The organism is Bacillus sp. EU63, assembly GCF_038592915.1.
GTDB classification, from domain to species: Bacteria; Bacillota; Bacilli; order Bacillales; family Bacillaceae; genus Bacillus; species Bacillus velezensis.
Window position 1 is genome coordinate 2777123 of sequence record NZ_CP151944.1, and the last position, 22460, is coordinate 2799582.

Sequence of the window (22460 nt, forward strand, 5' to 3'; positions counted from 1 at the left end):
ATCGCCTCATTTTCTTTTCATTTCATGCTGCAGTTTCAATAATGATTTTTCGAAAGCGGCTGTTTCTTCTTCGGAAAATGTCGCAAACATATCCCGCAAATAAGCCTGTCTTTTCAAAATCACTTCTTGGATAATGCGCTCTCCTTCAGCGAGAAGATGAATTCTGACGACCCGTCTGTCAGCCGGGTCTTTGACCCGCTCGACAAGCTTATTTTTTCCATGCGGTCTATCAGATCCGTCGTCGTGCTGCAAGCCAAATACATTTTGGCTGATAATTCGCCTATTGTCATATCCCCCAATTCATAAAGCCATTGAAGCCCCACGAATTGCGGCGGTGTAATTGCATATTGGTTAAGGATTTCTCTTCCTTTTTGTTTAATGATCGCAGCGATATGGCGGAGTGATTTTTCGATATCCGCAACATGCTCTACAGATTTTGATGTCATTTGTCCATCCCTCACTCAAGGATCTTTCTGGGCTATGCGCTCCGTGTCTATTTTCCTTCTTTTTTTAAGAAAATGCAAGACTGACGGAGAAAAAGGAAAAACCGGGATTTTCACCGCATGCCCATCAGCCCGGGCGCCAACGCAAATAACCGGCTCCTTCTCGAAAAGAAGGAAAACCGGCAAGAATCAGAGCTCTAGCTCACCCATTCTAAGAAGCTCGACAACAGCTTGCGAACGCCCTTTCACACCTAACTTCTGCATGGCATTTGAAATGTGATTCCGTACAGTTTTTTCACTGATAAATAGCTCGCTTGCAATTTCCTTTGTTGTCTTGTCTTGAACGAGCAATTCGAATACTTCTCTTTCTCTTTTGGTCAGCAGCGGCTTTGATTGAAAATCTTTCTCCTTCAAGTATTGTAACCCTCCTTGCTAAGGTGAGAGCGAATCTGAAACGAATGGGTTTATATAGTCAAGATATCATATGTAAAGGGCGCTTCGGAGGTGACGTCTCTTAGAGAAATAGTTATCCGTTCAGGCGAGCAGAATGCCTTTCTCCCGCTCCGTCCAGCTGACCGCTTTGCCGCTTTTCTTCGACACTTGAACCATAACGACGGAACCTGTAAAGCACGGCAGGCCCGACTCATTTTCTCCAAGGTAATGAAGGGTGACGGACGCATTTCCGGCAGCGCTTGCTTTCACATAAATCCGCAGATTTTCATACGGCATCACCTGACGCATATAGTCGCACTGCTGGCTTGCGACGACCGTCATCGTTTCCGAGTTTTGCGCCGTTATGCCCCGCTGTTTAAAATAAGCGATCCGTGCTTCTTCAAAATAGATGAAAGGGGTTACATTATTCATATGGCCGAACATATCCGTTTCTGAAAAACGAACCGATACTTCAGTAAAGAAAGAAAACGACTGTCTCCATTCTTCAAACGGAATATCAATATATTGCGGTTGTTTCATCATCTTCAGCTCCTTATAAAAAAACCTCTCCCGTACGGAAGAGGCTCTTTTTCTCTTTCTTATACTCTGTCGCTTCCGAAGAAATTACGGAATGCTTGTAAATTGGTATCTCTGTTCAAAGCAGCGATTGAAGTCGTAAGCGGAATGCCTTTCGGGCAGGATTGCACACAGTTTTGTGAATTCCCGCAATCTCCGAGGCCGCCGTCTGTCATTAACGCTTCTAAACGTTCTGCTTTGTTCATCGCGCCCGTCGGATGGGCGTTAAACAGACGGACTTGCGACATCGGGGCAGGCCCCATGAATTTCGACTTGCTGTTGACGTTCGGGCAGGCTTCGAGGCAGACGCCGCATGTCATGCATTTAGACAATTCATATGCCCACTGGCGGCGTTTTTCCGGCATTCTCGGCCCCGGCCCCAAATCATAAGTCCCGTCAATCGGCACCCATGCTTTCACTTTTTTCAGTGAATCAAACATTCTGCTGCGGTCAACCTGAAGGTCACGGACAACCGGGAATGTTTTCATCGGCTTCAGACGGATCGGCTGTTCCAGCTTATCAATCAGCGCCGTACATGACTGGCGCGGTCTCCCGTTGATGACCATGGAGCAGGCGCCGCATACTTCTTCAAGACAGTTCATGTCCCATGCGACCGGAGTGGTTTTCTCTCCTTTTGCATTCACGGGATTTCTGCGGATTTCCATCAGGGCGGAAATCACGTTCAGATTCGGGCGGTAATTGATTTCGAATTCTTCATCGTATGGCGCGCTTTCGGGCGTATCCTGACGTGTAATGATAAACCGTATCTTTTTCTCACTCATGATTATTTCGCCACCTTCTTCTTCGAGTAGTCGCGTTTACGGGGCGCAATCAGTGATACATCGACATCCTGATATTCAAATTCCGGAGCTTCAAACGGACCGGCATGTTTAGCCATCGTCGTTTTGAGCCACTCATCGTCATTTCTTTCAGGGAAATCCGGTTTATAGTGCGCTCCCCGGCTTTCATTTCGGTTATATGCGCCGAGCGTGATGACTCTGGCAAGCTGAAGCATATTGGAGAACTGGCGGGTGAACATCGCCCCTTGGTTGCTCCATTTTGTCGTATCGTTGATATTGATTTTCTTAAAGCGTTCCATCAGCTCTTGGATCTTGTCATCCGTTTTCAAAAGTTTGTCGTTGTGGCGGACCACCGTGACGTTGGCCGTCATCCATTCTCCGAGCTCGCGGTGAAGCACGTAGGCATTTTCGTCGCCGTCCATCTTCATGATATCGGCCCATTTTTCTTCTTCTTTTTTCACATAGGAATCAAATAATGAAGAAGACAGGTCTTCCGCTGATGTTTCAAGTCCGGAAACATATTTCACCGCATTCGGTCCGGCCACCATTCCTCCGTAGATGGCGGAAAGCAGAGAGTTCGCCCCTAAACGGTTTCCTCCGTGCATTGAATAATCACATTCTCCCGCCGCGAACAGTCCGCGGATGCTTGTCATCTGATCATAATCAACCCACAGTCCGCCCATTGAATAGTGAACGGCAGGGAAAATTTTCATCGGAAGCTTGCGCGGGTCATCGCCCATGAATTTTTCATAGATTTCGATAATGCCGCCAAGCTTAACGTCAAGCTCTTTCGGATCTTTGTGCGACAGATCGAGATACACCATGTTTTCTCCGTTGATGCCGAGTTTCTGATTCACGCACACGTCAAAGATTTCACGTGTCGCAATATCCCGCGGCACGAGGTTTCCGTAAGCCGGATATTTTTCCTCAAGGAAGTACCAAGGTTTTCCGTCTTTGTACGTCCAGACTCTTCCGCCCTCGCCGCGCGCCGATTCACTCATCAGACGCAGTTTATCGTCCCCCGGGATTGCTGTCGGGTGAATTTGGATAAATTCGCCGTTTGCATAATAAGCGCCCTGCTGATAAACGATTGATGCGGCAGATCCCGTGTTGATCATGCTGTTTGTTGATTTTCCGAATACGATTCCGGGTCCTCCCGTCGCCATAATAACGGCGTCAGAACGGAATGACTCGATTTGCATATTGGTCAGATTTTGGGCTACGATACCGCGGCACGTGCGCTCATCGTCAAGAACGGCGCCGAGGAATTCCCAGCCTTCGTATTTTGTGACGAGACCCGCCACTTCATATCTGCGCACCTGCTCGTCCAGTGCGTAAAGAAGCTGCTGACCCGTCGTCGCTCCCGCGTATGCGGTTCTGTGATGCTGTGTACCCCCGAAACGGCGGAAGTCCAAAAGCCCTTCCGGCGTTCTGTTAAACATAACCCCCATGCGGTCCAATAAGTGGATAATGGACGGCGCCGCTTCACACATCGCTTTTACAGGAGGCTGGTTTGCCAAAAAGTCGCCTCCGTATACCGTGTCATCAAAATGCTCAAACGGAGAGTCTCCTTCCCCTTTTGTGTTGACAGCTCCGTTTATCCCGCCCTGCGCGCAGACCGAGTGAGAGCGTTTGACCGGAACGATGGAAAACAATTTAACGGCCGTGCCTGATTCCGCTGCTTTAATTGTCGCCATGAGGCCGGCAAGACCCCCGCCGACTACGATAATGCTTGATTGACTCATGATAGCCCCTCTCCCTCTAGTAATCTAGTTCTCTTACACAAACGCAAAAATCGCTTTTAAACCTACATATGAAAGCGCTAAAAATATAATCAGCGTCACGTAAGTCGAAATTCTTTGAGAACGCGGCGTGACCGTGATCCCCCATGTGACCGCAAAAGACCATAAGCCGTTTGAAAAGTGAAAAATGACCGATAAAACGCCTACAATGTAAAAGCCGAGCATAAACGGCGAGCTCAGAATATTCGCCATCATATCGAAGTTGACTTCAGCGCCCATCTGCGCGGCAATCCGCGTCTGCCATACATGCCAGCTGACGAAAATAAGGGTGAGAATACCAGTGACACGCTGAAGCACAAACATCCAGTTTCTGAAATAACTGTAGTGGCCAGCGTTGTTTTTCGCAGTAAATGCTATGTACACACCGTAAACCGCATGATAAATTAAAGGTAAGAAAATAATAAAAATTTCTAACGCATACCTGAACGGCAGACTGTCCATAAAGCCGGCCGCCTTGTTAAACGCATCCGCTCCCCTTGCGGCAAATTGGTTGACGACTAAATGCTGGATCAAAAAGATGCCGACCGGAATAACACCGAGCAAGGAATGCAATCTTCGAAAATAAAACTCTCTGTTCCCAGACATTACTTTACCCCCTGTTTGATTTAAGTGCGAAATGTACTAAAATCTCTGCCCCCACTTCGTTTCAATTGTAAGCACTTTATTAAAATTTATTGACAATTTCATTTTACTCCTCCCTCAAAAGGGCGTCAAGAAAACGTGTACATAAATTATAATTTTCGGAATTGATTATCTGGAGGGAAAATTTTATTTTCCTGCGATATCTTTCTCACATTTTTTCGCTTGTTTTATAGGATCATCCTGTAATCCTCCCCCCTGTTTAAGCTATAATAAACGAAGGAGAGAGGGGAATACATAATATGAAGAATAATTATGAAGCAGCTTTAGAACCTTTAACTGAACTCGACGTCAGCGCATACGGCTACGAATTAATCCGGGAAATCGTGCTTCCGGATATCCTCGGCCCGGAACATTCATCGATGATGTATTGGGCGGGAAAACGCCTCGCCCGCAAATTTCCTCTTCAATCGTGGGAAGAAATCCCCGCCTTTTTTGAAAAAGCCGGCTGGGGAACTTTGACAAACGCAGGATCAAAAAAACAAGAACTGGAATTTGAACTGGAAGGACCGCTCGTATCCAGCAGGCTCAAACATCAGAAAGAGCCTTGTTTTCAGCTTGAAGCCGGTTTTATAGCCGAACAGATTCAATTGATGAACGATCAGATTGCAGAATCTTATGAACAGGTAAAAAAGAGAGCGGATAAAGTCGTCCTGACCGTAAAATGGGATATGAAGGACCCTGTATAATTGAAAAAAGGCGGTGACTCCAAGTCCCGCCTTTTTGCCTGCCCGTTTATACGGCAGACGGCTGTTTAGAAAGCTCAAACGCATCATGAAGCGCTTCGACCGCTTTCACCATATCATTTTCGCTGACAACCGCTGATACTTTTATTTCAGATGTGCTCACCATTTTGACTTGTACATTTTTTTCCGCCAGTACGGCAAACATGTCCGCGGCGACGCCGGGATTTGAAACCATGCCCGACCCGACAATAGAGACTTTCGCCAGTTTTCTTTCGGTTTCAATTTTTTCATAGTCAAGCGCGTTTTTATATTCTTCAAGCACGGCGACCGTTTGCGCGGCATCTTCCGTTTTCACTGAGAAAGAAATATCCGCTTCCCCATCGTCCGACTGTGTCTGAATAATAATGTCAACGTTGATGTTTCGTTTTGCCAGCGCGGTGAAGATTGTTGAAAGTGTTGTCAGTCCGCTTGCAAGACCCGTAACGGACACCCTTGTGATCTGGTCTTCAAATGCAATTCCTCTGACGATTAAATTCTGCTCCATTGATGATTCCTCCTCAATTAATGTTCCCGCTTCATGCTCTGTGCTTGACCGCACTTCCAAAGGCACTTGGTAGTTTTTCGCGAACTCAACCGCCCGCGGGTGAAGAACACCCGCTCCTAGATTTGCAAGCTCCAGCATTTCATCATAAGAAATTCCCGCCAGTTTTCTCGCTGACCGGACATACCGCGGATCTGTCGTAAATACGCCCGGAACATCTGTATAAATGTCGCATTTATCCGCTTCCAGCGCTGCTGCAAGAGCGACCGCCGTCGTATCGGAACCGCCCCGTCCGAGCGTCGTGATGCCGCCGTCTTCCGTTACACCCTGAAAACCGGCAACGACTGTGATTTTGCCTTCTGCAAGCTGCGAACGAATCGCCGTAATATCAATATCCGTAATTCTCGCATTACCGTGAACGGCTTCCGTGCGGACACCCGCCTGCCAGCCCGTATAAGAGACGGCGCCATATCCTTTTTCCTGAAGCGCCATGGCCAAAAGGGAAATCGTGACCTGCTCTCCCGTTGACAAAAGCATATCCATCTCGCGTCTGCTTGGTTCAGATGTGATTTCAGCCGCGAGGTTAACGAGCGCGTCGGTTGATTTTCCCATTGCCGAAACGACGACTACGATATCATGGCCTTTTTGCTTTTCAGCAATGGCGCGATTTGCAGCATTTTGAATTTTTTCGGCAGAGCCGACGGAAGTGCCTCCGAATTTTTGTACGATAAGACCCATACTAGACCACCCTTTACATTTTGGTTCGTGCGGGTGAGGAGAAAAGAGCGTTTTGTCCACAATAAAAAAAGCAATGAGAGGAATAGCTCTCATTGCTTTTTCATATCATTACGATTGATTATGAACAACGAGATAGCCCTCCAAGAAAATGAATTCTTGACAGCCTTACATTTATTTAATGCAAGGCCAGCAAATCACACCGATGGGATGTGATACACTTCGGCGACGCTCCCCTTTCAGCCTTTTTCGCAGAATCCATCATTCTCCAAAGGCTTACTATTGAAGTTCGCACCTCTATCTTCACCATATAACACGATCTTATGAAATTAGTTCACATTCTAGCAGATTTTTCAGAAAAGCACAATACTATTTTTTCAATTTTTCAAACAGCAGCTGGGCCGCCGCGGCCGGCACACCGGCTTTTTTGATATCGTCAAGGCTTGCTTCCTTCATCTTTTTGACAGATCCGAAATGTTTTAAGAGCATTTTTTTGCGTTTTTCGCCGATTCCGGGGATATCATCCAGAACGGATTGAAAGACGCTTTTTCCCCGGATCTGTCTGTGAAAGCTGATCGCAAAACGGTGAACTTCGTCCTGAATACGCTGAAGCAGGTAAAACTCTTGGCTGTTCCGCTCCAGAAACACCGGTTCAAGCGGGTCGCCGATCAAAAGGTTCGATGTTCGGTGTTTATCATCTTTCGCCAATCCCGCTACCGGGACATCAAGGCCGAGCTCATTCTCGAGCACGTCGCGCGCCGCGTTAATCTGCCCTTTTCCGCCGTCAATGATGATTAAATCCGGCAGCGGAAGATTTTCGCGGAGCACCCTCGTGTACCTTCTTCTGACGACTTCCCTCATTGAGCCGTAATCATCCGGCCCTGTTACGGTTTTAATTTTATATTTGCGGTATTCCTTTTTATTCGGTTTTCCGTCAATAAAGACAATCATGGCCGATACGGGGTTTGTGCCTTGAATATTGGAGTTGTCAAACGCTTCAATCCGATGCGGCGTGTAAATATTCAGCGCTTCGCCGAGCCGTTCGGCTGCACCGATCGACCGTTCCTCATCCCGCTCGATTAACGAGAATTTTTCCCGCAGAGCAATTTTCGCATTTTTGTGCGCAAGCAAAAGCAGCTCTTTTTTCGGGCCTTTTTTCGGCTGATGCACGGCGGTTTCCAACAGCTCGCTGATCATGTCCCTGTCAACGCTGTCAGGCACCAGAATTTCCTTAGGCAGAAAGTGATTGTTTTTGGAATAGAACTGGCCGATGAAGGTCAGGAATTCTTCATCCGCTTCCTGATACATCGGAAACATGCTGACGTCGCGTTCGATCAGTTTTCCTTGGCGAATGAAAAAGACTTGGACGCACATCCAGCCTTTATCGTAGGCATATGCAAACACATCGCGGTCCAGAAGGTCATTCATGGTCATTTTTTGCTTCTCCATCGTCGATTCGATGTGAACAAGCTGGTCGCGGAATTCTTTAGCCCGTTCAAATTCAAGCTTTTCCGCCGCTTCTGCCATTTTCGCTTCGAGCTCTTTTTTGATTTCGTTATGCCCTCCCTTTAAAAAACGGGTGATGTCTTCAACAATCTCGCGGTTTGTCTCCTCAGATATATCCTTTACACATGGGGCGAGGCATTGTCCGAGATGATAATAAAGACAGACGCGGTCCGGAAGCTTTGAGCACTTCCTGAGCGGGTAAAGGCGGTCCAACAGTTTTTTCGTTTCCCGCGCCGCCTGCACATTCGGATACGGGCCGAAATAGCGTCCTTTGTCTTTTTTGACATTCCGGGTGACAATCAGCCGCGGATGGCGTTCATGGGTGATTTTAATAAAGGGATAGGTTTTATCATCTTTCAGCATGACATTGTATTTCGGATCGTATTTTTTAATCAGATTCATTTCCAAAATAAGCGCTTCAAGATTGGAGGAAGTCACGATATATTCAAAGTCCTCAATCTCCGTCACAAGCCGTTGGGTTTTTGCGTCGTGAGAACCGGTGAAATAAGATCGCACCCTGTTTTTCAAGACTTTCGCTTTCCCCACGTAGATGACTGTTTTTTGACGGTCTTTCATTAAATAACAGCCCGGCTGATCGGGAAGGAGGGCCAGCTTTTCTTTCAGTTGTTTATTCATACGTTACCCTTCCTTACATTCATTTCTCGTGTCCATTCAGTGTATCACGAACATTTGTTTTTCTCCATTTTCAGCTTTTGGAAGATCAAAAAAGGCGATTCCCTTTCAAAGGAATCGCCCTGCCGTAACGGAAGCTTTCGGCTTACAGATGTTTGTTTACAAGCTCTTCAAGAGCTTCTTTCGGTTTGAAACCGACAGATGTTTCAACGACTTCTCCGTCTTTTAACACGAGAAGTGTCGGGATGCTCATGACGCCGTATTTACCGGCAGTTTCTTGGTTTTCATCCACGTCGATTTTGACGATTTTCAGTTTGTCTCCCATTTCTTGATCAAGCTCTTCAAGAACGGGCGCGATCATTTTACAAGGTCCGCACCAAGGAGCCCAGAAATCAGCCAATACGACACCTTCACTTGTTTCAGCTGAGAACGATTGATCAGTTGCTTTTACGATAGCCATTTGTTATTCCTCCAATTGTCAAATGATGATTTTTAGTATAGCATCTCCCATTCGTTCATGCTAATTTAATGCTTATATTATTTTCTCCCGAACCCGCCGGAAATAATCTTATTTATACAGTGTATTATAACCGGGCGGCGGGCGTTCAAAACTTAAGATGGACCCGCAGGCAGCGTGATTAATACAATCGCCATCGGAGGAAGCTCCGCCTCAAGTTTTCCGCTCTTTTGAGCAAACCCGGAAAACGGCTTCGGTTTGACGTTTTCCGGACTGCTGAATGTATTGTGGGCATTCATTTTTTCCGCGTGCAGAATCGTTCCCGAAGGCGCCCCTGTCTTTTTCATGCCCCGCAGTTCAATCTTCACGTCAGCTTTTTGCAGATGATCGATATTGCAAATGCTGATATGTATGTCTCCGTTTTGCTGTTTGGACGCTGAAATGCTGACTTGCGGGAGCCGGCCGTCATTCCATTCGTACCCGGCTGCATTTGTTTCTGCCGCCAAAAGAGATGCGTCCTGGTGCACCTTAAACATATCAAACACATGATACGTCGGCGTCAACAGCATATCGTTCCCTTCTGTCAGGATCATTGCCTGAAGCACGTTGACGGTTTGCGCGATATTGGCCATCTGTACGCGGTCTGCGTGCTGATGAAAAATGTGAAAATGCGCGGCGGCGACAAGGGCGTCGCGGATCGTATTCTGCTGATACAGAAAGCCCGGATTCGTGCCCGGCTCAGGATCAAGCCACGTGCCCCATTCATCAATGATCAGCCCGACTCTTTTTTCGGGATCGTACTGATCCATGATGGCGCTGTGCCTTGTGATCAATTCATCCATATGCGCCGCTTTTTTCATCGTGATGAACCATTCATCTTCCGTAAACTCCGTCGCTGATCCTTTCCCCTTCCAGAAGTCGCCCGGTATTGTGTAATAATGCAGGCTCAGCCCGTCCATGAGATCAGCGGCTTTTTTCATTAAAATTTCAGTCCAGCGGTAATCGTCGACATTCGCGCCGCCGGCAATTTTATAGATTTCATTACCGCTGTAATTGCGGACATAGGTTTGAAAGTTTCTGTAAAGGTCGGCATAATACTCAGGATGCATGTTTCCGCCGCAGCCCCAGTTCTCATTTCCTATTCCGAAATATTTCAGCTTCCACGGTTTTTCCCGCCCGTTTTCTTTTCTCCAGTCGGACATCGGGGTGCCTGCTTCAAACGTCATGTATTCAATCCAATCAGCCATTTCTTTAACCGTTCCGCTGCCGACGTTTCCGGCGATGTACGGTTCGCATCCGAGCATTTCACAAAGCATCATAAACTCGTGCGTGCCGAATTCATTAGAATCAATCGTCCCGCCCCAATGGGTATTCAGCATGGTTTTGCGTTTCCCTACGCCGTTTGCCCAATGATATTCATCAGCAAAACAGCCGCCCGGCCACCTGAGGACGGGAATCTGAAGCTGTTTGAGGGCGGCGGCGACATCCGTCCTGACCCCTCCGGTATTCGGAATATCGGAATCTTTTCCGACCCAGATGCCCTCATATATGCCTCTTCCCAGGTGTTCCGCGAAATGTCCGTATATGTTTTTATTAATGGTTCCCCGTGTGATATCAGTTTGAATGACTGCCGTATTGTGAGACAAACTTGATCATTCCTTCCCCTTAATAAGAATGAAAGCACTAGAGCCGATCTATCTGGGATGTATGCTGAATGGATAAGTTTGTAAGCGCTTTACAAAAGCTTATTACATTGGTTCGTACATGTCAATCTATTGTTTTATTAATCTGTAATTTGTACGAACTAATTAACACAAATCAAAACCCTCTGACAAATAAGCCAGAGGGTTTTGATTATGAATGAATATTGGCATTTTTAAATTCCTGGGTCAGAAGCGGTACCACTTCGAACAAATCGCCGACAATTCCGTAGTCCGCTATTTTAAATATTTCCGCTTCCGGGTCTTTGTTAATGGCAACGATGACCTTACTGTTTGACATGCCCGCCAAATGCTGAATCGCTCCGGAAATGCCGCAGGCGATATACAAATCCGGCGTGACAACTTTTCCCGTCTGGCCGATTTGAAGAGAATAGTCGCAGTAGTCCGCGTCACACGCGCCGCGCGAAGCGCCCACCGCTGCTCCGAGCACCTCGGCAAGTTCTTTTAACGGTTCAAATCCATCTTTGCTTTTTACACCGCGGCCGCCTGCTACGATAATTTTCGCTTCTGATAAATCCACGCCGTCCGCCGTTTTTTTGACTACTTCTTCAATGACCGTCCGCAAATCTGCCGGAGGCGCCGCAAGCTCTTCAATATCACCCGTCCGGTTCGCGTCTTTTTCTAATGCCTGAATATTATTCGGACGAATTGTCGCCAGAATGAAAGGATCGGTTGAAATCACCTGTTCAAAGGCTTTGCCGGAATAGATCGGTCTTGTAAAAACGATGTTATCTCCGGTAACGCTTACATCCGTGCTGTCTGAAATCAGCCCCGTTTCAAACCGGGCCGCAAGCTTAGGTGACAAATCTTTTCCCATAGAAGTGTGGCCGAAAATGACCGCATCAGGCTTTTCATTTTCGATCAAATCCCCGAGAACCGCGGCATATCCGTCCGCCGTATACTGAGAAAGCCCCGGCGAATCGGCCGTAAATACTTTGTCGGCGCCGTACTGAATGAGTTCTGATGCTGCATCAGCCGCGCCCTTTCCCATCAGCACGCCGATGACATCTCCTCCGCCGGAAATGGTTTTGCCTGCGGCTATGGCTTCAAAGGTGACGTTCCGTAAGGCGCCGTCACGAATTTCTCCGAGTACGATCACTTTTTTTCCCATTCTGACATCCCCCAGTTTCTTTAATATCAGTTTATACGACTTTGGCTTCTTTTCTCAGCAGTGAGACAAGCTCCTTCGCCTGCTCAGCGGCTTCTCCTTCGATCAGTCTGCCCGCTTCTTTTTGCGGCGGCAGAAAACGTTCGATCGTTTTGAGCTTCGGTGCGGCATCATCTTCATCAATGCCGAGATCATCGAGCTCAAGTTCTTCCAGCGGTTTTTTCTTCGCCTTCATAATGCCCGGAAGCGACGGATAGCGCGGCTCGTTTAAGCCTTGCTGTGCCGTGATGACTAAAGGAAGTGAGGTTTTAATGATTTCGGTATCCCCTTCGTTGTCTTTCTCTGCCACAGCTTCATCGCCGCTGATTGTCAGTTTTGTAATCGTTGTGACGCAAGGAATGTTAAGCAGTTCGGCAAGCCTTGGAGCCACTTGGCCGGAACCGCCGTCAATCGCGACATTTCCGCCGAGAATCAGATCATATTCCCGGTCCTTGAAATAATGATATAAGATAGTTGAAATGGAGTATTGGTCAGGATCGCTCAAATCATCTTCAATATTGATTAACACCGCCTGATCACAGCCCATCGCAAGGGCGGTTCTCAGTTCTTTCTCCGCATCTTCTCCGCCGACGGTTACGGCGGTCACGGTTCCGCCGTGCTCTTCCTTCAGCTGAATGGCTTCTTCAATGGCGTATTCATCATACGGATTAATGATAAATTCGGCCCCGTCCTCCTGAATCTTTCCTGCTTCAATGACGATTTTCTCTTCTGTGTCAAACGTCCGTTTCATCAGTACAAATAGATTCATATTCTTATCCCCTTTATCTTCGCCCACCGAATTGAGGCTTTCTTTTTTCGAGAAATGCCTGAATGCCTTCTTTTGCGTCATCTGATGCAAATGCTTCCCCAAAGCGCTTTGCTTCAAGCTTTAAGCCGCCGTCATAAGAATAGATCTTGTTTGAATAAAGGAGCTCAAGCAGATAAGCCATTGACTGCGGGCTTTTTTCCGCAAACTTGCCCGCGAGCGTTTTCGCTTTTTGCAGCAGCTCTTCCTCATGTTCGGCGCCTATCGTGACAAGGCCGAGGCTGAGCGCTTCTTCTCCGGTCACAGGTTCTGAAGTGCCGATCATTTCAAGCGCTTTCGCCGTACCGACGTACCGGGGAAGCCGCTGCGTCCCGGCAAAGCCCGGAATAATGCCGAGATTCAGCTCGGGCAGGCCGAGCTTTGCATCCAATGTAGCGATTCTGATATGGCAGGCCATGGCTAGCTCAAGACCGCCGCCGAACGCAGCGCCGTGAATCGCTGCGATAACGGGCTTCGGAAACCCTTCAATTCTTTCCATCAGCTGCTGGCCTTTATCCGCCATGGCAGAAGATTGCTCAAGATTTTCAAGCGACGTAAATTCCTTTATATCGGCGCCCGCCGAGAAAAATTTTCCCTCACCGCGAATAATGATACTTCTGACGCTGTCATCTGTTTCACACCGGTCGAACAGACCGGACAACTCATCTAAAACCGCACCGGACAGCGCGTTGGCCGGCTGATGATTAATGGTGATCACCGCAACAGATTGTTCTACCGCCATCGAAAGGCTGTTCATCCGTCAACCCCCTTTAGTTTTGATGAATCCCTGACACCAACAGCTCCAATACCTTGTCTGACAAATCCGGAAGATCATATTTCTGATCGTTCATCACCCATGTTGTCACTGTTTCATCTATCGTCCCGAATATCATCTGCCGGGCGAGGCGGACGTCGAGATTGTCTTTCCATTCCCCCGACTTGATTCCTTCTGTCAAAATGGTGTCCAGCATGTTTAAATAACCTTTTAAAATATCATTGATTTTCAGGCGCAGCTTGATATTCGACTGTCTGAGCTCAAGCTGGGTCACAATCGCGAGGTGGCGGTCATTGCCGAGCAGTGTGAAATGCTGCTTAATAACGAGGGCGAGTTTTTCTTTTGCCGTCGTTTTTTCTTTCACTTCTTCTTCCATGCGTTCAATGAACTGGCCCATCTTTTCTTTAAAAAGAGAAATGAGTATATCCTCTTTGTTTTTGAAATATAAATAGATGGTGCCGTCCGCAACGCCGGCCTGCTTGGCGATTTTGGACACCTGTGATTGGTGATAGCCGTTTTCCGCTATGACTTCTACTGCTGCATCAATAATCTGCATATACTTTGGCCGTTTTTGGTTCAATGTCATCGTTCCTTCCTTCGATAAATGAATGACTATTCATTCATAACTTCATGATAAAAAGGATTCCCGATTTTGTCAAGTTTTTCTTTTAAGGCACCTTGTTTTCACGGGAAACATCTTCCTCTTCAACTAAACGCCTTCTTAATATTTTTCCGACGGCCGTTTTCGGAAGCTCTTTTCTGAATTCGTACAGCTTCGGGACTTTGTACGGCGCAAGCCGCTCTCTTGCAAACGCATCAAGCTCATCGGCATCTGCCTCGGCGCCTTTTTTCAAAACGATAAATGCTTTCACCGTTTCCCCCCTGTAGGAATCAGGAACGCCCGCTACGACGATTTCCTGAACGGCTTCATGCTCATACAGCGCCTCTTCCACCTCCCGGGGGTAAATGTTGTATCCGCCGGCAATGATGATGTCTTTTTTCCTGTCGGCGATGTAGAAAAATCCTTCCTCATCCATATATCCCATATCTCCGGTAAACAGCCAGCCGTCTCTGATGACACGCGCCGTCTCCTCCTGCTTATTCCAGTATCCTTTCATGACCTGAGGACCTTTTACGATCAGCTCGCCGTGTTCATACGGCCCCGCAAGCCCGCCTTTTTCTTCTGAATAGATTCCGGCGTCGGTATTGGGCCAGGGACAGCCGATGCTGCCGGGTTTATTTTTTCCCCAAATGAAGTTTGAATGGGTAACCGGTGATGCTTCGGATAATCCGTAGCCTTCCACAAGCTTTCCTCCGGTCACTTTTTCAAATTTCTGTTTGACCTCAACCGGAAGCGCCGCTGAACCGCTCGGACAGCTTTCAATGGAGGACAAATCATACTTATTCAGCTCCGGGTGATGCAACAGCCCGATGTAAATCGTCGGCGCCCCTGGAAAAACCGTCGGCTTCAGCCTGTCGATTGTTTTCAGGGTATCCAAAGGATTGAATTTGGGAAGAAGGATCATTTCACATCCCTGCATAATGGAAAAATTGAGCACGGCGGTCAATCCGTACACATGAAAAAAAGGCACGATGCCGAGCACCTTTTCGGCTCCCTTTTTCATTTTGTACATCCAGGCGGCGCACATTTCTGTATTGGCCTGAATGTTCCGGTGTGTGAGCATGACGCCTTTCGGGTAGCCGGTTGTTCCGCCCGTGTATTGAAGCACGGCGATGTCATGCGCAGGGTCAATATCAAATGGCTCCGCTTCCTCCGCTCTTTCGTTTTTTAAAATATCCGCTAATTTGTGAATTTGTTCGCAGCCGTCATAATCAATATGCACCTGTTGTTTTTGCGTGAGCGTATACAGCATATTTTTCGGGAACGGCAAAAAGTCTTTTATACTCGTTGTAATAATGCGTTCGACGATTGATAACGTTTTCATTTTTATCACCTTCGGAAACAGCATATCGAGGGTGATGATCACGCGCGGCGCACTGTCTTTCAGCTGATACTCAAGCTCGTGTTCCGTGTAGAGAGGATTGGTCTGAACGACAATGCCGCCGGCAAACAATACGCCGTAAAAAGCGATGACCGACTGCGGACAATTGGGCAGCATAATGGCGGCTCTGTCACCTTTTTTCAGGCCTGTTTTGCGTAAAAAAGCGGCCAGCTTTAACGAATCTGTGAGAACGTCTTGGAATGTGAGTTTTTTTCCGAGAAAATAAATGGCGGTGTGGTTCGGGAATTGAGCTGCGGAGTTTGTCAGATTGGATGGCAGGGTTTGATCAGTAAATTCAAGCTCATGCGGAATCTCTTCGGGATATTGAGAAAGCCATGGCTTTTCAGACTGCATAATACCTCTCCCTTCTGTTTTCCTATACACTATTATTATAGCAGAAGGGTGATTGGAATTGGAAAGCGTTTCATGTGAAATTTCGAGTCTCAGGAGGTGTTGAGTTTGCTGGAAACGCTGCATTTTGAAGAGGGAGTTCCTATCCTGCGCCAGCTGCCTAAGCCGTTTACGTCGGCCGCCTTTTTGCTTCATCCCTTTGTCCTGATGTCTGATGGGTGGGAAGAGCAAAAGCGCAAACGGCCTTATGAACATATATATCCGAGTGATGAGGAGATCATCGCGATGGGCAGACCCGTTTCCTGGAAAACCGTCATGACCGTTTGCGGATTGCGTTCTGAAAAAGAGACGGCGCTTGCGCTTATGAGCGCTGTCACGGCACTGCGGGATGAATATGCACATCCTGAATCCGCCGAGCTGTTAAATCGGCTTCATCATCCCGATCTGTACTTGCCGAGCGATGATGTCACTTCGCCATTTTTGATACCGGGACTCTTGGACGTGTTTCGTTCAAAAGACATTGAGCGCTGCACTTTTTATGAGCCGATCGAAGCGGAAGGTCTATTTTCACTCAATCAAACGGCGGCTTCGGATGTATGCGGATTGCTGCGGGCTGACATGATCATTTCCGACGAAAAACGGCGCGCCGCTTTTATGAGCATATATGATTCTTTTACGACACTCTTTCTCATGGAAGAACAAGACATGCCATCTGTCATCCGCGCCATGAGTTGGGAAGCCGGCATTTGCTCCGATACGGCCTGCATAAACTGGTATTCTCAATAAAAAAGGCCGCCGATTTTAGTTCGGCAGCCTTTTTTCAGTATTAAGATGTCATGACCAGATAAATAAGTCCGATGAACAGAAAAATTCCCGCTGCCGACAGCAGCACTTTCGCAAGCTTCTCCATTTTTCCCCGTCCCCTTAAATCCCGGCGGCCACCACAAATGACAGGCCGACTGAGATGACAAATGAAATAAAGCCGACAGCTCTGTTATCTTTTTCAATTTCTTTATCAATTTTAAACCGGGGCGTCAGAAATTCAAAGATAAAATAGCTGATTAAAAGCATAATAAATCCATATACGCCCCAGCCGATCATTTGCAAAAGCGAATTATGCTGGGCGATGCTGTGCTGAAAGACATTTGCGATACCGAGAATTTTCCCTCCGGTCGCCATTGCCACCGCAAGATTGCCTTTTTGGATTTCCACCCAGTTTTTATAGGATGTCACCAATTCAAACACGGTCAGAAAAATGACGAGACACAAGACGGCTACACTGTAATAAGCCGCGATTTCAACAAGCTCATTTTCCCAAAAAGCATTCATGACGTTTACTCCCTTTTTATTTTAGTTCGACAATCGTTACGCCTGATCCTCCTTCTCCCGCTTCCCCGAACCGCGAGCTTTTCACACTGCGGTGGTTTTTCAGAAGATCCTGCACCCCTTTTCGGAGGGCGCCCGTGCCTTTTCCGTGAATGATGGACACTCTCGGATAGCCGGCAAGCACCGCGTCATCTAAATATTTTTCGACGCGGCTGAGGGCGTTTTCGTAACGCTCTCCCCTGAGGTCAAGTTCAAGCGATACGTGATAATCCTTCCCTTTTACGGCGGTGATTGCTTTTTCTTTTTTCGGTTCAGGAGCCGATTTGAGAAACTCAAGATCTTTTTCCTTCACCTTCATTTTGAGGATGCCGATTTGAACGTTCCATTCTTTCTCGCCGGTTTTTTCAAGCAGCGCCCCTTTTTGTCCGAATGTGAGCACCTTTACTTCGTCGCCCGGCTTCAGCTCGCGTTTTTTCTCTGTTTTTCTTTCCGGCTGCTTTGATTTTTCAAAAGCCGGCATCGCGTCTCCGAGGCGTTTTTTGGCGTCAATCAGCTCGTGTTCCTTAAAGGATCTGTGTTCTTGCTTGATGGACCGGAGTTCGCGGATAATCTGTTCGGCTTCATTTGCGGCGGCTTCCAGTTTTTCCGCAGCTTTCTGCTCGGCTTCTTCCATCATTTTATCTTTTTGGGCGTTCAGCTCAATGATTTGCTGCTGAAGCTCTTTGTGCAGTTTTTCTGCTTCTTTTCTGATTGATTCGGTTTCTGAAAGCTCTTCATCCGCTCTTTTTTTGCTTTTTTCAAGCGATGCGATCATCAGATCGACTTCGTTATGTTCGGCGGTCATTTCTGACTTCGCCTGGCCGATGATATGCTCCGGAAGCCCAAGGCGTCTTGAGATTTCAAATGCGTTGCTTCGGCCCGGCACTCCGATCAGAAGCTTATAGGTAGGCGAAAGCGTTTCAATGTCAAATTCAACGCTGGCATTCATGACGCCTTGTCTGTTATATCCGTATGCTTTCAGTTCCGGATAATGGGTTGTCGCAAGCACTCTGGCGTTTGTCCGGTGAACTTCGTCAAGGATGCTCATGGCAAGCGCCGCCCCTTCCTGCGGATCTGTTCCGGCACCGAGTTCATCAAACAGCACAAGACTGTTTTCAGACACGTCTTTTAAAATATTAACGATATTGACCATGTGGGATGAGAACGTACTCAGACTTTGTTCGATCGACTGTTCATCGCCGATATCGGCAAACACATTGTCAAATACTGCTGCTTCCGATCCCTCATCAGCCGGTATGTGTAATCCTGCCTGCGCCATAATCGTCAGCAGCCCGAGTGTTTTTAACGTAACGGTTTTACCGCCCGTATTCGGCCCCGTGATAACGATCGTTGAATAATCTCCGCCCAGTTCAATATCGTTGGCCACGACTTGATCTTGGGGCAGCAGCGGATGGCGCGCTTTTTTCAGCCGGATAAAGCCGTCTCCGTTCATGAGTGGTTTTGTCGCCTTCATCGCTTTTGCGTATCTCGCTTTGGCGAAAATGAAATCCAGTGTCTGCAGCACTTCCACATTTTGAGCGATTTCTTGTGTGTGTTCAGCCGTATGCTCCGTCAGCATCCGGAGAATCCGTTCGATTTCCTGTTTTTCTTTTACTTTCGCCTGCTGAAGCGAGTTGTTCATATCTACGATCGCCTGCGGTTCAATAAACAGTGTCGCACCGGATGAAGATGTATCGTGGACAATTCCGCCGTAGCTTGATCTGTATTCCTGTTTGACCGGGATGACAAAGCGGTCATTCCGAATCGTAACGATGGTGTCAGACAGCATTTTAGAAGCGGAAGATGAACGCAGCATCGATTCAAGCCGGTCTCTGACTCTTGATTCAAGCGTCCTGAGCTGCGTGCGGATTCCCCTTAAAGCGGGAGACGCATGATCAAGCACTTCACCATGGTCATCAATGCAGGAGTTAATCTCCCTTTCCAAATCGCCTAATGTAATCAGCTCTTCTGCATGGGCCTGTATCAGCGGAATGCCGACGCCGTCTTCTGTCATTTGGCTGATAAAATGCTTCATTTGTTTAACGGCATACAGCAGCCCGGACAATTCGGTGAATTCCGCCGGCGTCAGCACACTGCCGATTTCCGCCCGCCGTAAAGCGGATCTTATGTCGGTCAGGCCGCCGAACGGAGCATGGCCTCTCAAGCGCATGACCGCGGATGCTTCTTCGACTTCATCCAGCTGTTTTTGGATGTCTGAGAGATCCGTCAAAGGTTTCAGCTGCAGAAGCTTCTCCCGGCCGAGCGATGAGGCGGCATGTGCGGTAATCTGTTCTTTTACTTTATGAAATTCAAGTGATGATAACACTTTTTGCTGCACGGTTTTGTGATCCTCCTTACTTAATCATTGCGCGTCAGAAATGCTTTGACCTCGTGTAGCGGCCGGGCGTTTAACACATGTTTTGTCTCCGTCCACCCTTTGCGCGCAGCGGTCACGCCCGTTTTCATATCATCGAGCATCTCGATATTATGGGCATCGGTATTAATGACCAAAGTCACACCTTTTTCATTCGCTTTGATCAGATGCTCAGTCCGTAAATCGAGGCGCGCGGGATTTGCATTTAGCTCAAGCGCCGTATTTGTTTTGGCGGCGAGTTCAATCAGCATGTCGATGTCGACTTCATAGCCGGCCCGTCTGCCGATCAGGCGGCCCGTCGGGTGGGCGATAATGTCCACGTGCTTATTCGTCAGCGCCTGTTCAAGCCGTTTCATAATGACATGTTCCGGCTGGCTGAAGCTTGAATGAATAGATGCGATGACAAGATCCATTTCAGACAGAACACTGTCATCATAATCAAGCGAACCATCGGGAAGGATGTCCATCTCTACGCCTTTAAAAATATGAAAATTTTCAAATTCAGCGTTTAACGCGTCAATTTCTTCCGCCTGTTTTTTGAGCCGTTCGGCCGTTAACCCGTTGGCTACCTTTAAATATTGAGAATGGTCGGTGATCGCCATGTACTGATAGCCTTTTGCCATACATGCTTCTGCCATTTCCCTGATGGAAAAAGCGCCGTCACTCCAGGCTGAGTGCATGTGGAGATCGCCTTTTATCGCTTTATGCTCCACAAGGTCCGTTTCTTCCCGGTACGTGTCGACCTCCTGCCCGCTTTCTCTGAGCTCAGGAGGAATAAACGGCAGACCGAAGTGGGCGTAAAACGCTTCTTCGCTCGGGAATGTTTTGACGTCTCCCGTTTCTATAGTTTCTACTCCGTATTCACTGATCCGTTCACCGCGCTCTTTCGCCAGCTGGCGCATTTTAATGTTGTGATCTTTAGAACCGGTAAAATGATGCAGTGTGGTGGCAAACTGTTCCTCTGTCACAAGCCGGAAATCCACACTCGTCTCATATTCAAAGGTCAGGATGACTGATACTTTTGTGTCCCCGCTCGCTATCACGTCTTTTACGTTCGGGAGGGAAAGAAGCTGTTCTCTGACAGCCTCCGGATGATCTGTAGCGATAATGTAATCCAGATCTTTTACGGTTTCCCGCGCTCTTCTGAGACTGCCGGCCCGGGAATATTTCTGAATATCCGTCAGCCGGGCCAAATGTTCTTCAATTACTGAAGCAATGCTGAGCGCATAGCCGATCGGAAAACGTTCCGGCTGTTTTCCGGCTTCTCCGAGAGCCTGAAGGATTTTCTCCTCCGTTTTTTTGCCGAAACCGGCGAGCCCCTGTACTTTTTGCTGCTCGCATGCTTCTTTCAGCGATTCCGCGTCATGAACGCCAAGCTCCTGATACAGCTTGGCGATTTTTTTGCCGCCGAGGCCCGGAAGCTTCAAAAGAGGAACCAAGCCTTCCGGAACTTCTTTCTGCAATTGGAGAAGCGTGCCGGACACACCTTCCTGCATATATTCACGAATGACGCCGTAGGTGCCTTTTCCGATTCCGGATAAAGACATCATGTCGTCGATTTCCGACAGGCTGCGGTCATCCTGCTCAAGCGCCGCTGCCGCTTTTCGGAAGGCTGATATTTTAAACGGGTTGTCCCCTTTCAGTTCCATATAGACCGCAATCGTTTCAAGCAGCCTGATGATATCTTTTTTATGCATACTGTTAACCCCCAGTCGTTTCCTGCTTTTCATCATACAAATTTTTCTCCTCCGGCACAACTGACGCAGAGCTTGAAAAAAACTTCTCCGGTCAAGAGAAGTTTTTTATGCCCCGTACTGGGCCCACAGTTCTTGCAGGAGCCCTGACAGATACGGCGTATGATGTGTGATGATATTTGCAAGCGTCGATTGTGCGAGCATATCCTGAAGCGCGCTTACCGGCAGTACGGATGCGACGTATAGCAGGATAAACGCAAATAAATAGACTTCCAGAAACCCAAGCACCCCGCCCAGCAGTTTGTTGATCTGTTTAATGACCGGAATGCCGGCGATGATATTAAGCGCCGCTCCGATAATCCGGAGCAGAATCTTTGCGATGATAAACAAAATGACAAACGCGATCGCGTTGTAATAAGCCGTCTCTACGTTTCCTTTAATAAAAGACAGAGCCGCCTGCCCGCCGGAAAAATCAGGCGCGGGTATAAAGCTCAGATGCGGGGCCAGGCTTTTGTAAAAAAGCGCCGCAAACGCAATCGAGAGGATGAAACTCGTTAAATATATAAATTGGAGGATAAATCCTCTTTTTAATCCAAGCAATGTGCCCATTAAGAGCAGAACTAAGATGATGATATCTATCATATGGTGTTCATTCCTTTTCTTTAAGCTGCCGCTCCAGTATTTCATATTTTTCTTGCAGTTTCATATAATCATGCACAACATTGACCGCAGTCAATACAGCGAGCTTATTTATATCAAGATATGGATTTTTCTCGTTGATTTCTCTCATTTTATCATCAACCACTCCGGCCACATGACGCATGTGCGCTTTGCTTTCTTCCCCGATAATGGTGAAGTGCTGGCCGTAAATGTTTACTGTCGTTTTGGTTTTTTTGCCGTCAGACAACGTTTCTCCTCCATTCCGCGAGAATCCTAGTTCCTATCATACCACGATTATCGTTTGAATGGAAAGAC

21 protein-coding genes, 1 pseudogene and 1 riboswitch are annotated in these 22460 nt (G+C 47.6%); of the genes and pseudogenes, 2 read left to right on the forward strand and 20 right to left on the reverse strand.

Translation table 11 applies throughout. The features are described 5' to 3' along the window. Nucleotides 1–6: 6 nt before the first annotated feature. The 6 genes and pseudogenes from NYE38_RS13785 to sdhC all read right to left on the reverse strand — a co-directional run bounded on the left by NYE38_RS13785 (nucleotide 7) and on the right by sdhC (nucleotide 4638). A pseudogene (locus NYE38_RS13785) lies at nucleotides 7–446 on the reverse strand (MarR family transcriptional regulator). Between the two features lie 186 nt (nucleotides 447–632). Beyond that, the gene (gerE, locus tag NYE38_RS13790) at nucleotides 633–857 is read right to left on the reverse strand and encodes a spore germination transcription factor GerE (RefSeq protein WP_003152579.1); all 225 of its coding nucleotides are present in this window, start codon (nucleotides 855–857) and stop codon (nucleotides 633–635) included. 120 nt (nucleotides 858–977) lie between these two features. Continuing rightward, nucleotides 978–1415, reverse strand: coding sequence for a thioesterase family protein (locus NYE38_RS13795; protein WP_012118126.1), 438 nt, complete (start codon nucleotides 1413–1415; stop codon nucleotides 978–980). A gap of 59 nt (nucleotides 1416–1474) precedes the next feature. After that, a complete protein-coding gene (gene sdhB, locus NYE38_RS13800; protein WP_003152575.1) occupies nucleotides 1475–2233 on the reverse strand; it encodes a succinate dehydrogenase iron-sulfur subunit in 759 nt (252 codons plus the stop codon). Between the two features lie 2 nt (nucleotides 2234–2235). Continuing rightward, nucleotides 2236–3996, reverse strand: coding sequence for a succinate dehydrogenase flavoprotein subunit (sdhA, locus tag NYE38_RS13805; protein WP_003152573.1), 1761 nt, complete (start codon nucleotides 3994–3996; stop codon nucleotides 2236–2238). 33 nt (nucleotides 3997–4029) lie between these two features. Then, complete coding sequence (sdhC, locus tag NYE38_RS13810) at nucleotides 4030–4638, reverse strand: succinate dehydrogenase cytochrome B558 (RefSeq protein ID WP_003152571.1); 609 nt, start codon at nucleotides 4636–4638, stop codon at nucleotides 4030–4032. A 296-nt stretch (nucleotides 4639–4934) separates the two neighbouring features. Between sdhC and NYE38_RS13815 the strand changes: the two genes are divergently transcribed. Further along, nucleotides 4935–5381 (forward strand): YslB family protein, encoded by a 447-nt coding sequence (locus tag NYE38_RS13815; RefSeq protein WP_007612940.1) that lies wholly within the window; start codon nucleotides 4935–4937, stop codon nucleotides 5379–5381. 46 nt (nucleotides 5382–5427) lie between these two features. Here the strand turns inward: NYE38_RS13815 and NYE38_RS13820 are convergent, their stop codons facing one another. From NYE38_RS13820 to NYE38_RS13860, 9 genes are all read right to left on the reverse strand, one after another. Then, nucleotides 5428–6657, reverse strand: coding sequence for an aspartate kinase (locus NYE38_RS13820; RefSeq protein ID WP_014418576.1), 1230 nt, complete (start codon nucleotides 6655–6657; stop codon nucleotides 5428–5430). 125 nt (nucleotides 6658–6782) lie between these two features. Beyond that, a riboswitch (Lysine riboswitch) is annotated at nucleotides 6783–6962 on the reverse strand. Between the two features lie 61 nt (nucleotides 6963–7023). After that, nucleotides 7024–8796: an excinuclease ABC subunit UvrC gene (uvrC, locus tag NYE38_RS13825; protein WP_017418307.1), complete on the reverse strand. Its 1773-nt coding sequence runs from the start codon at nucleotides 8794–8796 to the stop codon at nucleotides 7024–7026. Nucleotides 8797–8938: 142 nt separating this feature from the next. Further along, nucleotides 8939–9253: a thioredoxin gene (gene trxA / locus NYE38_RS13830; RefSeq protein WP_003152560.1), complete on the reverse strand. Its 315-nt coding sequence runs from the start codon at nucleotides 9251–9253 to the stop codon at nucleotides 8939–8941. Nucleotides 9254–9405: 152 nt separating this feature from the next. Further along, a complete protein-coding gene (locus NYE38_RS13835) occupies nucleotides 9406–10896 on the reverse strand; it encodes an alpha-N-arabinofuranosidase (RefSeq protein ID WP_224446906.1) in 1491 nt (496 codons plus the stop codon). A 208-nt stretch (nucleotides 10897–11104) separates the two neighbouring features. Then, the gene (locus NYE38_RS13840) at nucleotides 11105–12082 is read right to left on the reverse strand and encodes an electron transfer flavoprotein subunit alpha/FixB family protein (protein ID WP_017418309.1); all 978 of its coding nucleotides are present in this window, start codon (nucleotides 12080–12082) and stop codon (nucleotides 11105–11107) included. A 31-nt stretch (nucleotides 12083–12113) separates the two neighbouring features. After that, complete coding sequence (locus tag NYE38_RS13845; protein WP_017418310.1) at nucleotides 12114–12887, reverse strand: electron transfer flavoprotein subunit beta/FixA family protein; 774 nt, start codon at nucleotides 12885–12887, stop codon at nucleotides 12114–12116. A 13-nt stretch (nucleotides 12888–12900) separates the two neighbouring features. Further along, nucleotides 12901–13680 carry an enoyl-CoA hydratase gene (locus NYE38_RS13850; RefSeq protein ID WP_017418311.1) on the reverse strand — a complete coding sequence of 260 codons (780 nt, stop codon included), beginning with the start codon at nucleotides 13678–13680 and terminating at the stop codon, nucleotides 12901–12903. Between the two features lie 13 nt (nucleotides 13681–13693). Then, entirely contained in the window at nucleotides 13694–14278 is a 585-nt protein-coding gene (locus NYE38_RS13855; RefSeq protein WP_007408119.1) for a TetR/AcrR family transcriptional regulator, read from the reverse strand. 88 nt (nucleotides 14279–14366) lie between these two features. Further along, entirely contained in the window at nucleotides 14367–16055 is a 1689-nt protein-coding gene (locus tag NYE38_RS13860; protein WP_017418312.1) for an AMP-binding protein, read from the reverse strand. A 105-nt stretch (nucleotides 16056–16160) separates the two neighbouring features. On the opposite strand from NYE38_RS13860, the gene NYE38_RS13865 reads away from it, so the two are divergent. Beyond that, entirely contained in the window at nucleotides 16161–16838 is a 678-nt protein-coding gene (locus NYE38_RS13865; RefSeq protein ID WP_063636768.1) for a DUF2711 family protein, read from the forward strand. A 138-nt stretch (nucleotides 16839–16976) separates the two neighbouring features. On the opposite strand, the gene NYE38_RS13870 is transcribed toward NYE38_RS13865, so the two are convergent. The 5 genes from NYE38_RS13870 to zapA form a co-directional block, all read right to left on the reverse strand. After that, entirely contained in the window at nucleotides 16977–17381 is a 405-nt protein-coding gene (locus NYE38_RS13870; RefSeq protein ID WP_003152541.1) for a DUF350 domain-containing protein, read from the reverse strand. Between the two features lie 16 nt (nucleotides 17382–17397). After that, nucleotides 17398–19755 carry an endonuclease MutS2 gene (locus tag NYE38_RS13875; RefSeq protein WP_015240335.1) on the reverse strand — a complete coding sequence of 786 codons (2358 nt, stop codon included), beginning with the start codon at nucleotides 19753–19755 and terminating at the stop codon, nucleotides 17398–17400. A gap of 20 nt (nucleotides 19756–19775) precedes the next feature. Continuing rightward, nucleotides 19776–21488, reverse strand: coding sequence for a DNA polymerase/3'-5' exonuclease PolX (gene polX / locus NYE38_RS13880; RefSeq protein WP_007408115.1), 1713 nt, complete (start codon nucleotides 21486–21488; stop codon nucleotides 19776–19778). A gap of 105 nt (nucleotides 21489–21593) precedes the next feature. Next, nucleotides 21594–22127 (reverse strand): CvpA family protein, encoded by a 534-nt coding sequence (locus NYE38_RS13885; RefSeq protein WP_014418586.1) that lies wholly within the window; start codon nucleotides 22125–22127, stop codon nucleotides 21594–21596. A 7-nt stretch (nucleotides 22128–22134) separates the two neighbouring features. After that, complete coding sequence (zapA, locus tag NYE38_RS13890) at nucleotides 22135–22392, reverse strand: cell division protein ZapA (protein WP_007408114.1); 258 nt, start codon at nucleotides 22390–22392, stop codon at nucleotides 22135–22137. Nucleotides 22393–22460 lie beyond the last annotated feature (68 nt).